Source organism: Martinezella rhizogenes (assembly GCF_027460065.1).
Taxonomy (GTDB): Bacteria; Pseudomonadota; Alphaproteobacteria; order Rhizobiales; family Rhizobiaceae; genus Agrobacterium; species Agrobacterium rhizogenes_C.
On record NZ_JAPYZZ010000004.1, the window covers coordinates 299,784 to 312,163 of the forward strand.

The 12,380-nt window shown below is 59.5% G+C and carries 15 protein-coding genes; 4 read left to right on the forward strand and 11 right to left on the reverse strand.

Features of this window, described 5'->3' with window-relative positions; genetic code table 11:
- Window positions 1-67 precede the first annotated feature (67 nt).
- The 4 genes from leuA to O8B93_RS09565 all read right to left on the reverse strand — a co-directional run bounded on the left by leuA (window position 68) and on the right by O8B93_RS09565 (window position 3,801).
- Window positions 68-1,777, reverse strand: coding sequence for a 2-isopropylmalate synthase (leuA, locus tag O8B93_RS09550; RefSeq protein WP_269709562.1), 1,710 nt, complete (start codon window positions 1,775-1,777; stop codon window positions 68-70).
- 318 nt (window positions 1,778-2,095) lie between these two features.
- On the reverse strand, window positions 2,096-2,338 hold the full coding sequence (gene brnA, locus O8B93_RS09555; RefSeq protein ID WP_080824564.1) for a type II toxin-antitoxin system BrnA family antitoxin: 243 nt from the start codon (window positions 2,336-2,338) through the stop codon (window positions 2,096-2,098).
- The gene (locus O8B93_RS09560) at window positions 2,319-2,588 is read right to left on the reverse strand and encodes a BrnT family toxin (protein WP_080824563.1); all 270 of its coding nucleotides are present in this window, start codon (window positions 2,586-2,588) and stop codon (window positions 2,319-2,321) included. Before O8B93_RS09560 ends, brnA begins: the two co-directional genes overlap by 20 nt.
- A 34-nt stretch (window positions 2,589-2,622) precedes the next feature.
- The gene (locus tag O8B93_RS09565; RefSeq protein WP_269709563.1) at window positions 2,623-3,801 is read right to left on the reverse strand and encodes a benzoate/H(+) symporter BenE family transporter; all 1,179 of its coding nucleotides are present in this window, start codon (window positions 3,799-3,801) and stop codon (window positions 2,623-2,625) included.
- Window positions 3,802-4,062: 261 nt separating this feature from the next.
- Between O8B93_RS09565 and O8B93_RS09570 the strand changes: the two genes are divergently transcribed.
- A complete protein-coding gene (locus O8B93_RS09570; RefSeq protein ID WP_269709564.1) occupies window positions 4,063-5,145 on the forward strand; it encodes an esterase-like activity of phytase family protein in 1,083 nt (360 codons plus the stop codon).
- A gap of 71 nt (window positions 5,146-5,216) precedes the next feature.
- On the opposite strand, the gene O8B93_RS09575 is transcribed toward O8B93_RS09570, so the two are convergent.
- Together O8B93_RS09575 and O8B93_RS09580 are read right to left on the reverse strand one after the other, a co-directional pair.
- Window positions 5,217-5,861 carry an NrsF family protein gene (locus O8B93_RS09575; protein WP_269709565.1) on the reverse strand — a complete coding sequence of 215 codons (645 nt, stop codon included), beginning with the start codon at window positions 5,859-5,861 and terminating at the stop codon, window positions 5,217-5,219.
- Window positions 5,858-6,373 (reverse strand): sigma-70 family RNA polymerase sigma factor, encoded by a 516-nt coding sequence (locus tag O8B93_RS09580; protein ID WP_269709602.1) that lies wholly within the window; start codon window positions 6,371-6,373, stop codon window positions 5,858-5,860. The genes O8B93_RS09575 and O8B93_RS09580 overlap by 4 nt, the downstream gene beginning before the upstream one ends.
- Before the next feature lie 218 nt (window positions 6,374-6,591).
- Between O8B93_RS09580 and O8B93_RS09585 the strand changes: the two genes are divergently transcribed.
- On the forward strand, window positions 6,592-6,849 hold the full coding sequence (locus O8B93_RS09585) for a pentapeptide MXKDX repeat protein (RefSeq protein ID WP_269709566.1): 258 nt from the start codon (window positions 6,592-6,594) through the stop codon (window positions 6,847-6,849).
- A 106-nt stretch (window positions 6,850-6,955) separates the two neighbouring features.
- Here the strand turns inward: O8B93_RS09585 and O8B93_RS09590 are convergent, their stop codons facing one another.
- Window positions 6,956-7,537: an ATP-dependent Clp protease proteolytic subunit gene (locus O8B93_RS09590; RefSeq protein WP_269709567.1), complete on the reverse strand. Its 582-nt coding sequence runs from the start codon at window positions 7,535-7,537 to the stop codon at window positions 6,956-6,958.
- Between the two features lie 235 nt (window positions 7,538-7,772).
- On the opposite strand from O8B93_RS09590, the gene O8B93_RS09595 reads away from it, so the two are divergent.
- A complete protein-coding gene (locus tag O8B93_RS09595; RefSeq protein WP_269709568.1) occupies window positions 7,773-8,363 on the forward strand; it encodes a HupE/UreJ family protein in 591 nt (196 codons plus the stop codon).
- Window positions 8,364-8,463: 100 nt separating this feature from the next.
- Entirely contained in the window at window positions 8,464-9,210 is a 747-nt protein-coding gene (locus O8B93_RS09600) for a DUF2076 domain-containing protein (protein ID WP_269709569.1), read from the forward strand.
- Window positions 9,211-9,234: 24 nt separating this feature from the next.
- Here the strand turns inward: O8B93_RS09600 and queF are convergent, their stop codons facing one another.
- The 4 genes from queF to O8B93_RS09620 form a co-directional block, all read right to left on the reverse strand.
- Entirely contained in the window at window positions 9,235-9,699 is a 465-nt protein-coding gene (queF, locus tag O8B93_RS09605) for a preQ(1) synthase (RefSeq protein ID WP_052818355.1), read from the reverse strand.
- A gap of 17 nt (window positions 9,700-9,716) precedes the next feature.
- Window positions 9,717-10,619: a cation diffusion facilitator family transporter gene (locus tag O8B93_RS09610; protein WP_269709570.1), complete on the reverse strand. Its 903-nt coding sequence runs from the start codon at window positions 10,617-10,619 to the stop codon at window positions 9,717-9,719.
- A gap of 155 nt (window positions 10,620-10,774) precedes the next feature.
- Window positions 10,775-11,176 carry a glyoxalase superfamily protein gene (locus O8B93_RS09615; RefSeq protein ID WP_269709571.1) on the reverse strand — a complete coding sequence of 134 codons (402 nt, stop codon included), beginning with the start codon at window positions 11,174-11,176 and terminating at the stop codon, window positions 10,775-10,777.
- Between the two features lie 66 nt (window positions 11,177-11,242).
- On the reverse strand, window positions 11,243-12,349 hold the full coding sequence (locus O8B93_RS09620) for a branched-chain amino acid ABC transporter substrate-binding protein (RefSeq protein ID WP_269709572.1): 1,107 nt from the start codon (window positions 12,347-12,349) through the stop codon (window positions 11,243-11,245).
- Window positions 12,350-12,380: the final 31 nt, after the last annotated feature.

Genomic DNA, 12,380 nt, shown 5'->3' on the forward strand with positions numbered 1-12,380 from the left:
CCCCCCTTGAGGGGGAGATGCCCGGCAGGGCAGAGGGGGGTGCCTCGCCCCAACCTCCGAGCCAAACTTACCGCGCCCGCTCTTCCAGCACCCGATTGGCCGCCGAAACGATCGCCTCCAGCGAAGCCGCCACGATATTCGTGTTGATCCCCGCCCCAAACAGCTTACCACCCGGATGCTCCATCTCGACATAAGCGATCGCCGAGGCATTCGAGCCATGCTGCAGCGAATGCTCCGAATAATCATTCACCGACAGATCAACCCCGAGATAGACCGACAGCGCATTGATGAACCCGTCGATCGGACCGGTTCCCTTGCCCTCGATGCGCTTCACCTCGCCATTATCGGTAATCTCGGCAGCGACAATCCGCACACCCTTGAAATCGCCGGCCGGATAGGTGTGGTGATCCACGAACTTGATGCGCGCATTCGGCTGCGTCACGTAACGTTCGATAAAACGCTCATAGATGCGCTTGGCCGGCAGTTCGACACCCTCTTCATCGGTGATGCGCTGGATATCCTCGCGGAACTCCACCTGCAGGTTGCGCGGCAGGTTGATGCCGTAATCCTGCTGCAGAATATAGGCGATACCGCCCTTACCGGATTGCGAGTTGATGCGGATGATCGCTTCGTAGGAACGGCCGACATCCTTCGGGTCGATCGGCAGATAGGGCACTTCCCAGACGGGATGGTTGGCGACCTTGATCGCCTTCATGCCCTTGTTGATCGCATCCTGATGCGAGCCGGAAAAGGCCGTGTAGACCAACTCGCCGACATAAGGGTGGCGCTCGGGGATCGTCATCTCGTTGGAATATTCATAGACCGCCTTGATGCGCTCGATATCGCGGCAATCCAGCTCGGGATCGACACCCTGCGTATACATGTTCAGCGCCAGCGTCACGACGTCGACATTGCCGGTGCGCTCGCCATTGCCGAACAGCGTGCCTTCGACGCGGTCCGCACCGGCCATCAGGCCCAGCTCGGTTGCGGCAATGCCCGTGCCACGGTCATTATGCGGATGCAGCGAGATGATGACGTTTTCGCGATTATCGATATTGCGGCACATCCATTCGATCTGGTCGGCATAGATGTTCGGCGTCGCCATTTCCACCGTGGAAGGCAGGTTCAGGATCAGCTTGTTGTCCGCCGTCGGCTTCACCACCTCGACCACGGCGTTGCAGATTTCCAGCGCCACTTCCAGCTCGGTGCCGGTAAAGCTCTCTGGCGAATATTCGAAGCGGAAACCGCCGCCAGCCTTGGCCGCCATGTCGGTGATCATCTTTGCCGCATCAACGGCGATCTGCTTGATGCCGTGCACGTCCTTGCCGAACACCACGCGACGCTGCAGTTCGGAGGTGGAATTGTAAAAATGGATGATCGGCTTGTTGGCGCCTTGCAGCGCTTCGAAGGTGCGGGTAATCAGTTCCGGGCGGCACTGCACCAGCACCTGCAGGGAAACATCGTCAGGCACATTACCCTGTTCCACGCACCAGCGGGCAAAATCGAAGTCCGTCTGCGAAGCCGAAGGAAAACCGATCTCGATTTCCTTGAAGCCCATCTCCAGCAGCAGCTTGAACATACGGGCCTTGCGATCGTGACCCATGGGGTTGACCAGCGACTGATTGCCGTCGCGCAGGTCCACCGAACACCAGATCGGTGCCTTGTCGATGGTCTTGCCGGGCCAGGTGCGGTCAGGGATGTTGATGGTCGGGTAAGGGCGATACTTCACGCTCGCGTCGTTCATGCCCTTGGAAATATTGGTGATCTTGCCGTCCATGTCGCTTCCTCCTTGCGCAGTCCGCGGGCGTCTTGATGCCATCGGCGGATGCGCGGCCCTTGAGGGCCTAAATCCAGTATAAAATGAGATTTCGAGATGAGGAGCGTTTGCGCCAGCGGGCTTCCGGCCGCCGGGCGCTCCTCACTGGACCCGGCAACCGCGTGTAAGGTCGAGGCTAAGAAGCGAGAGTGCACCGCACGGCGAGGCCTTCGCAGAAATCTGCGCGCTCATGCCGGAAATGGTTTCGATGCGGTTGCTCATGGCGACGTGTATAAACAGCGGCTGGCGGTCTGACAAGTGATCTTGTGAGGTGCGGTCTTATTTTCCGACCCTGCCGGTCTCCAGCCTTTCGGCGATCCATTTAGCCATCAGGGACTGACGCGTCATGCCAAGGCGTGCTGCCTCCGCATCCACTCTGCGCAAAACCTTTTCAGGAAGATCGATATCGACGTGAACCATTTCCAAGCCGGGACGGCCGGCCTTCGACCAGTCGATATAATCGTCCAAATCTTCGCCATCGTCGAATTTCTTGTCGAAATCTTCAGCGTTGATCGTCTTCATAACGCTGCTTCTCCTTGTCTCTGGAACGCCTGACGGAAATGATTCGCAACCGGTCATTCCTGTAGGTGTAAACCGCGCTCCAGCACTTTCCTCGCAATTGCGCGATCATAATATACCGCTCTTCCGAAGTGGTTTCGAGAGGAACAACGAGTCTTTTCTTGTCCAGCCAAAGCGCTCTTGCTTCGACGAAATCTATTCCATGTTTGTCTTTGTTACTTTCACTTTTGGCAGGATCGAATTCGAAATCCATAAGTAATATTTCTTTAAAACAATAAGCATCCTATCTAACCACGCTTCACCACCCGCTGCAACGCCATCATCAGTCCACCACCGATCAGCCCCCAGAAGGCCCCGGAAACGCCGGCAAAAGAGAGGCCGGACGCCGTGATGAGGAAGGTGATGGCCGCTGCCTCACGGGTTTCCGGCTCCTTGAAGGCTGCAACGGCGGAGCCGGAAAAGGCGCCGACCAGCGCCAGCCCCGCCACCGCCTGAATGAGGACAGGCGGTGCCAGCGCCACAAAAGCCGTGACCGCACCCGCCAGCAGGCCGAAGATGATGTAGCCGACACCGGCGATGATGGCCGCCCAGTAGCGTCGTTTCGAATCGGGATGGGCATCTTCGCCCGCACACATCGCGGCCGTGATTGCCGCAAGATTGACCGCATGGCCGCCGAAGGGCGCTGAAAGCAGCGAGAAAAAACCGCTCGCGGCGAAAAGCGGTCCGGGCTGCGGATCGTAGTGGTTGACCTTCAGCACCGCGATGCCGGGAATATTCTGCGAGGCCATGGTGACGATGAAGAGCGGCAGCGCAATGGAGACGACGGCGTGCAGGCTGAAGGTGGGCGTCACCCATTCCATCGGCGGTGTCAGCGATTGCGCCACGCTGTCGAGAGCGCCCACGGGAATATCGACGCCGAAGATCATGACAAGCACGAAGGCCGCAAGCGCCGCGGGCACGGCGAAAAGCCGCCGGAACGCCCCCACCACGATCCAGGCGAGGATGATCGGCAGGCCGAGCGCCGGGTTGAAACCGATTGCCTTGATCGGCGCGTAACACAGACCGATGATGACCCCGGAGAGCATGGCATTGGCAAGCGGCGCGGGAATGGAGGCGACTGCCCGCCCGAGCGGCCTGAACAGGCCGGCAATGATGATCAGGATGGCGCAGACGACAAAACCGCCGACGGCCGCCGGAAAACCACCCTCGATCACCCCCGTGGTTGCCAAGAGGGCGCCGCCGGGCGTCGACCAGGCCATGCTGATGGGCATCCTTGTGGCGACGGACAAAATGATGGCACACAGGCCCATCGCCACCGAAAGCACCATCAGCCCCGATGCAGCCTGGAAATCCGTCGCACCGACAGCCTTCAGACCCTGCAATATGACGGCGAAAGAGCTGGCGAAGCCGACAAAGGCGGTGAGGCACCCCATGAACAGGCTCTGGACGGAAAAATCTTTCAGCATGAAGCACTCTGCGGCCTGCTGCCTGTCGTAAGAACCGCAGCGATCTGCAGTGCGACGGGCAGGAACGAAACTTGAAGCGTGGGTGCTAATCCGAAGATGGCGACACGCTTTGGATGAAGCATGACTATATTCAGGATCAAAAAAGACGAGGCTTGGCAAGATGAGCCGCCGGACTTCAGGTACGGCGCGGTGCAAAACGTCATCAAAGTTTAGCGGCAGCGCGCTAATCCTCCCGGCAACAGCCACAGAGGAACCTTTGCCATGCTCCGCATCGTCACCATTGCCGCCTGCTGCTTCGTGGCCATTCAGGCCGCCGCCCAGACCCTGCCGCCGCCGGCCCTCCTCGGCCAGATCGTCGTGCCTTCGGGCCTCTCCATCAATGGCGTCGCCTTCGGCGGCATTTCGGATCTCGCCTTTGACAGCGAGACCGGTCGTTATTTCGCCATTTCCGACGATCGCGTGGAAAAAGGCCCGGCCCGTTATTACGAGCTGGAACTGGGCCTGACGGAAGGGGTCGCGACGCTCAATATCGCCGCCATGCACGAATTGAAGGATGAAACCGGGGCAGCCTTTGCGCCCAAGGGTATCGATGCGGAAGGCATCGCGCTCGACCGCAAGGAAGGCAAGCTCTACTGGTCTTCCGAGCGCGACCTGAAGAACCAGCCCGCGATTTACGCCTCCAAGCTCGACGGCAGCAATGTCAAACGGCTTGAACTGCCCGCTGCCTATCTCGTTGATGACGCAAAGACCAAGGGCGTGCAGAACAATCTCGGCTTCGAAGGCCTGACGGTGACGCCCGGCCGGCTGATCGCCGCCACGGAAAATGCACTGACCCAGGATGGTCAGAAGGCAACGCCGCAAGCCGGCAGCCCGGCCCGTATCCTCGTCATCGACACGGCTACGCTGAAGCCGGTTGCCGAACATGTCTACGTCACCGAGGCGATCTCCAAGACGCCGACCGCCGCCGAGCCGAAATATAATGATAACGGCCTCTCCGCCCTCACCGCCCTGCCGGATGGCCGCTTGGTGGCAGTTGAGCGCAATTTCGCGTCCGGCGTCGGCAATCATATCCGCTTCTTCATCATCGACCTCAGCGGTGCGGAAAACATCCTCGGCAAGGACAAGATCGACGCGGCAAATGTGCGCGCCGTATCGAAAACGCCATGGTTTGAAATCAACGAAGGTGATTTCGGTCTCGACATCGACAATATCGAAAGCCTGGCCTTCGGCCCGGTGGTGGATGGCAAGCAGGTTTTCGTCATCGCCTCGGACGATAATTTCAATCCGGGCAAGCAGTTCACCCAGTTTGTGGCATTCGCCATTCCCGCCAATCTGGGTCAGTGAAGCCCCTCAAGGCAAGCTGCCGGCTCGGAATTATCACCGGGCCGGCTTGGCAAATCGGGATGGCAAGCGGCTCACCAGCGCAGCAGTCGCGAACCGGCAAAAGCACCGATCACGCCGGTTATGAGAATGCCGAGCGAGTACCAGATCAGCACGAAAGCCATGCCGTTTTCGGTGCAGAACCACGAATAGACCCAGGCCCCTGCCGCACCGGCCGCAAGGCCGGCGGCGAAACCCGCAAGCGTGGGATCGGCGGGAGCCGAACGTTTGAGAACCGCAAAATTCGCCAGAAACAAAGGCAGTGCGAAAGCAACGATCAGGAACGGGCAATGCAGCGCCGATGATCCGAGAATAAGCGTGCGATAGGTGCCCGGCAGGGCAAATCCAAGCTGGACCAGCGCTATCACCACCATGGCGACAAAGATCACGGCAAGCCAGGCGAACAGACCGCCCCTGTCGCCATCCGGCCGCGCAAGACGCATGACGGCCAGAAATGCCGTCAGGGCCAGCAGGGCATTATAGGCGGATTTGACCCAGAAACCCGGTTCGGTCATCGCCACGCCCATATCCCTGCGCAGCCCTAGAATGATGAACATCATAACGAGCGAGAAGCCGAGCGCCGGCAAGGCGGCGCGCATCAGCCTGCGCTCCAGCGCAAAAGCGGCGACAGGTTTCAGATCACCCGCCAGTTTTTCGATGATGTCTTCCGTCTTCCTCATGTGTCCCCCCGCAACTTTGCCGCCAGGACTTTCAACGTTCTGTGAATGCCGACCCTCGCAGCAAGCTCGGTCTGGCCGGATTTCTCCGCCGCTTCGGCGATCGACTGGCCTTCGAGCTTTACCCGTCTGATGAGGTCGCGCTGCCGCTCGGGTAATTCGTCGAGCAGCCGCTCCACATCCATGCGGGCCATCACCGCATCAACGGAGGGCTCCGCTTCCAGCGTTTCATCGAGCTCGACTTCCGAGAGCATGCGCTTGCCCCTGCCCCTGTAGTGATCGACGAGCTTGTAGCGCGCTATCGAGAAGAACCATGCCGTAAACGGTCGTGCACGATCATAGGTCTCCCGCTTGGCGTGAAGCGACAACAGGGTTTCCTGCACAAGATCTTCCACATCGGCTTTCGCCGCATCGGCCATGCGCCGACCGTAATAAGCGACCAGCAGCCGCCTCAGGGCATGGAGCAAATGCCTGTAGGAAGCTTCGTCCCCATCCAGGGAACGCAGCATCAGCATTTTCAGTGTTTCTTCCGAGGGGCTGCCAGTCATCTTCACTATCGGGTTATTCGCAATCGGCAGGGCATTGTTACATAATGGCTTTAAAAAAATCTCGTCCGAACTTGTCGTCACAAGCGCGTGAAGATGTAACGGTCGGCTGGTCGCATCCGAATGGACAAGCGTGACCCCCCGGCACAATGCCGGCGGACACGCAACGACATCCAGAGGAGACCTTCATGACCCGCATCTTTACAGCCATTGCCACCGCCTCACTCTTTTCCGCTCTGTCCTTTGCCGGCATCGCCCATGCCGACAGCATGAAAACCGATACGATGAAGAAGGATACCATGCATAGTGACACCACGAAGGCAGAGACGATGAAAAAAGGCGGCATGTCCATGACCGGCAAAAAGGACTGCATGCACAAGGCCGGAATGCAAAAGGACAAGATGAAAAAGGCCGACATGATGAAGGCCTGCGACATGATGAAATAAGCACGCAGCCCGGCCGACCGGCAGCAAAAGACAGCCGCCGGCCTGAACGCAAAAAGCCCGCACCGGTTCTCAACGATGCGGGCTTTCTCAACTGAAAATCGGGACCTCAGAGTTCCGACTGGCTCTCGACGATCTTGCCGACAAGGCCGTAATCCTTGGCTTCATCCGCGCCGAGCCAGTAATCGCGATCGATATCCTTGGCGATCTTTTCTTCGTTCTGGCCGGTGGCCTTGGAGAAGATCTTGATCAGGCGCTGGTTCATCTTGATGATTTCGCGCGCCTGGATTTCGATGTCGGATGCCATGCCGCGCGTACCGCCGGAGGGTTGGTGCAGCAGGAAGCGGGTGTTCGGCAGGCAGAGGCGACGTTCCTTCGGCACGGAAACGTAGATCAGCGCGCCGGCGGAGGCGACCCAGCCCGTACCGATGATCGTGACCTTCGGCTTGATGAACTTGATCATGTCATGGATGGAATCACCCGATTCGACATGGCCACCCGGCGAATTGACATAAACGCGAATGTCGTCGTCGCTGGCGGCGGCAAGAGCCACGAGCTGCGTGCAGACCTTCTGCGCCAGTTCCTGCGTGATGCCGCCATAGATGAAGATCGAACGCGACTTGAAAAGATTCGCTTCCGTTTCCTTGCCGATCGGCAGTTCCTTGCTCTTGTCGTCTTCGTCTTCGTTCATCAACGGCTCTCTCCAGCGTAATTCTTGCATGCCCTTCGGACATAGTGCGACTTGTTACGTAAGGCAATGAGCAAAAAAGACAAGGTTCGCGCCTGAACAATAAACACCACCCCCGGCAGATGACGCATGGACAGCCGCTTCGCCTTCGCGATATCGTCACTAACTCATTACAGTGCCACCCGTTGCGGGAACCCCAAGATCCCTCTGCCGGCGGCAATAATTTAAAGAGGGAACCATGCTCAAAAGACTAAGCCTCGCTGCCGCAGCACTCGGCGTTACCGCCCTGCCCGCTTTCGCCCATTTGAATCCGGAAGAACACGGCTCCTTCATGGCCGGCGTTTCCCACCCCTTCTTCGGTGCGGACCACATTCTGGCAATGGTGGCCGTCGGCATCTGGGCCTCGCAGATCGCTTTTGCCCGCAACGACCGCAAGGCGCTGTGGATCGTGCCCGCCGCTTTCGTCGGCACCATGGCCGCAGGCTTCCTGATGGCGGTTTACGGCATCGGACTTCCCTTCGTCGAACCCGCCATTCTCGCTTCCGTCATCGGTCTTGGCCTGCTGGTTGCCATGGCGGCAAGGCTCCCCACGGCAGCGGCGGCGGCCGTCGTTGGTGCTTTCGCCCTTTTCCACGGCCACGCCCATGGCGGTGAACTCGGCAGTGCCGGCGCCCTGCAATTCGGCATCGGCTTCATGATCGCCACCGCCATTCTGCATCTTGCCGGCATCGCGCTCGGTCTCGGCATCGCCCGTTTCGGCTCGGCCGCAAGCCGCACCGTCGGCGCGCTGACAGCGATTGCCGGCCTCTCTCTTGCCTTTGGCGGCTGAGAATCATTACCGAAATTTAAAATTCGGACCGCTTTGAAAAGCCTGAATTGTGGCCTACCTCCTTATCGTGGATTTACGCTTCACGGTAAGGAGGCAGCATATGTCACCGGAAGAAAGTCAGCTTCTCAAGGGGCTGTTCGACAGGACCAAAACCGCATCCGCCACCCCGCGTGACCGCGAGGCGGAAACATTGATCGCAGACGCCGTGCGCGATCAGCCCGCAGCTCCCTATTATCTCGCCCAGGCGGTGATCGTTCAGGAAAAGGGTCTGGAAGCGGCAGCAGCCCATATCAAACAGCTCGAAGACCGCATCCATGCGCTGGAAAGCGCTGGCAGCGCCCCACAGACGGCAGCGCAGGGCGGTTTCCTCAGCTCCATCTTCGGCACCGGCCAACCGCAGCCACCTGCACCGGCACCAGCCCCTGCGGCCGCGCCGAGCTCCTGGCGCAACGATACCGCCGGCCAGACAGCCGGCCCCTGGGGCGCACCTGCCGGTCAGCAGGCAGCCGGGCCCTGGAGCCAGCAGCCCGCCGCCGTCGGACGTTCGGGTGGCGGCTTTCTGCAGGGCGCGCTCGGCACCGCCGCTGGTGTCGCCGGCGGCATGCTGCTTGCCAATTCACTGAGCGGCATCTTCGGCAGCCACATGTCGTCGCTCGGCCTTGGTTCGCCCTTCGGCGGCGGCAATGTCGCGGGTAACGCACCTGTCGAGGAAACCGTCATCAACAACTATTACGGTGACAGCGCCAGCCCGCAGAACAATGACGGTGACGATATCCAGCAGGCCGATTACGACGACAGCGCCGACGACATGGATTCCGATTCAGGCGACGACGGTTCGTTCGCCTGAACCTTCAAGCGCGTAAAGGCCGGATCAGCCGCGACCCCGATAAGGGGCAACGCCCTGATCCGGTAGCCATACACCCTCCGGCGCCGCTCCCGTCTGCCAGAACACGTCGATCGGAATGCCGCCGCGTGGATACCAGTAGGCGCCGATGCGCAGCCATTTCGGCTGCAGCAGCTCCACCAGCCGCTTGGCGATATAGACCGAACAATCCTCGTGGAATGCACCATGATTGCGGAAGGACTGCAGAAACAGCTTCAGCGACTTCGATTCCACCAGGAAATCACCCGGAATATAATCGATGACGATATGGGCAAAGTCCGGCTGGCCGGTCATCGGGCACAGCGAGGTGAATTCGGGCGCGGTGAAGCGCACGACGTAATCAGTGCCGGCATTGCCGTTCGGCACCTTTTCGAGAATGGCCTTTTCCGGGCTCTCTGGCGTATCGACCTTCGTGCCCAGCTGCGATAGGCCGGAAACATCCGTCACGGACATGGAAAACTCCTGACTACTTATACAATGACTTTGACGCCATGCGCCTTTTCGCCTTCCGGCTCGACGTGAATGGCAAGGCTGGCGCCCGGTATGACCTCCCTTATGGCATCTTCAAGGCGGTCGCAAATATCATGCGCCTCCCGCACCGTCATACTAGCTGGAACGACCACGTGGAAATCGATAAAGGCGGCCGAACCGGCGCGGCGGGTCCTAAGATCGTGCACACCGATGACGCCGCCGCAATTCTCGGCGATCGCCTTCTTGATCGCCTCGTCCTCTTCCGGCTCCACAGCCCGGTCCATCAATCCGCCGAGCGAATGGATGATGACCTTGGAACCCTGAAACAGGATGTTGATGGCAACCAGTATGGCAAGCAGCGGATCGAGAATGGCATAACCCGTCATCAGCGCCAGAACGAGGCCGACAAGAACGCCGACCGAGGTCACGACATCAGACATGATGTGCTGACCGTCGGCCGCAAGCGCGGGCGAAGAATGCTTTTTACCAACGCGGATCAGAATCGTCGCCCACACCGCGTTGATCGCGCCGGCCAAAGCGTTGATGGCCAGACCGAGGACCGGCGCTTCCGGCAGCCTCGGATTGAAAAGGGCACCCCAGGCCTCCTGCACGATCAAAAGCGCAGCGACGACAATCAGCACGCCTTCCACGACGGCGGAAATATACTCCGCCTTGTGGTGGCCGAACTGGTGGTCGTCATCGGCCGGCTTCTGGGCGTAGCGAATGACGAAATAGGCGATGAAGGCCGCGACCACATTGACGGTCGATTCCAGACCGTCGGACAAAAGTGCGACCGAGCCCGTGACCCACCAGGCCACCAGCTTCAGGCCAAGCACACCGAAAGAAAGCGGAATGCCCCAGAATGCGAGCTTCCTGACCAGCGCATTGCCTTCATTGTTCATTTTCTGCCCCCGTGCGGATGCGAACGAATTGCATGATCGATTGCCAAAACGCACGAACCGCGCGCACGGGGTGTCCGTGCGCGCGGTTCGCTATTGGCGTTTCTATCGTTCAAACCGCAGGCAAGGTCAAGAGCCACACGCTGATGGCCCGGACCTCAGTCCCCGTCCTTTTGCTCGCAGAAACGGATGCGGTTGCCGAACGGATCGATGACTTCCATGACATCGCCCCAAGGCAGTTCTTCAACACCCGGATTGAGGAAACGATATTTTTTATCCACCAGTTGCTTCTGAAAGGCGCGAACGCCTCGCATGGTGACGAAGATGTTGGAACCCGGCGTCGCGTCACCGTGATGGCCGCTGAGGTGAAGCCCCATTCCGGCCCGCGAAACCTGCATGTAAAGCGGAAAGTTTTCACCAAAGCGATGCTTCCAATCGACCTCGAAACCGAGAAAATCGACATAAAACTCCCGCGCCTTGGCCTCGTCGAAAATTCTGACGATCGGGAATATCCGCTCAAAGCCGATTTCCCCGCCGGTTTGCGTTTCGGCATCGACCATGCTGCCCTACCTCTTTCAGACCGTAAAATGAAACCGGCCGCAACAGGTGCGGCCGGTACGATCAGCTTATTCGGCTGCGACGATCTTGCCGTCCTGCCACTTGAACAGCGAGAAGGCCTGCGAGGTCAGGTCGCCGTTGTCACCATAGGTGACCTTGCCGATTGCGGTCGGGAAAGCCTCGCCGCTTTTCAGAACCTTGGCGACCGCTTCGGAATCCTTGGCGCTACCGGCCTTTTCGATACCGGCCTTCAAGACTTCGACGGCGGCATAGGCGTTGAGCGTGAAGGCTTCCGCCGGAATGTTGGCGGCCTTCAAGGCTTCGGCAGCGGCCTTGGAATCATCGTTTTTCAGGGCGTCGGAAGCATTGGTGAAGATCGTGCCTTCGCCAGCCTTCGCGCCGATGTTCCAGAATTCGCTGTTCGACAGGCCGTCACCGCCGATGACGGCAGCCTTGGAGCCGATATCCTTCAGCTGGCGAACCAGAAGACCCGCTTCCGGATGGTAACCGCCGAAATAGATGACGTCGGCATTGTCAGCCTTCAGGCGGGCCGTCAGCGCGCCGAGATCCTTTTCGCCAGGTGTCAGCGCATCATAGAGAACTTCAGTCACGCCGCCGGCATTCAGCGTCGCCTTGAAGGAGTCGGCAAGACCCTTACCATAAGCGCCCTTGTCGTGAATGATGGCGATCTTCTTGTCCTTGAGGTTGGCGAGAACGTATTTCGCCGCAACCTCGGCCTGCTGATCGTCACGACCGCAGGTGCGGAAGACGTTGGAAAGGCCGCGATTGGTGAGGCCCGGCGCAGTCGCCGTCGGCGTAACCATCAGGACGCCGTTTTCAGCAAAGACATCCGATGCCGGAATGGCAACGCCCGAGGTTACTGGACCGACGACGAAATGAATGCCTTCGGCCACGAGCTGGTTGGCAGCGGAAACGCCCTGCTTGGGCTCGCCGCCATCGTCAGCGAGCTTCAGCACGACCTGTTCGCCGAGGATGCCGCCCTTTTTGTTGATTTCATTGACTGCCGTCTGGGCGCCATTCTTGACCTGGTCGCCATAGGCGGCAACGGGACCGGTGAGCGGCGCAATCAGGCCGATGACGATTTCGGCATGGGCAAGGGGTGCGAATGCGAAGGACGCTGCGAGCGTCACGCTGGTCAATGTCTTCAGTTTCATCCTGGTGTCTCCTTAAAAAGGGGTCGCGGAC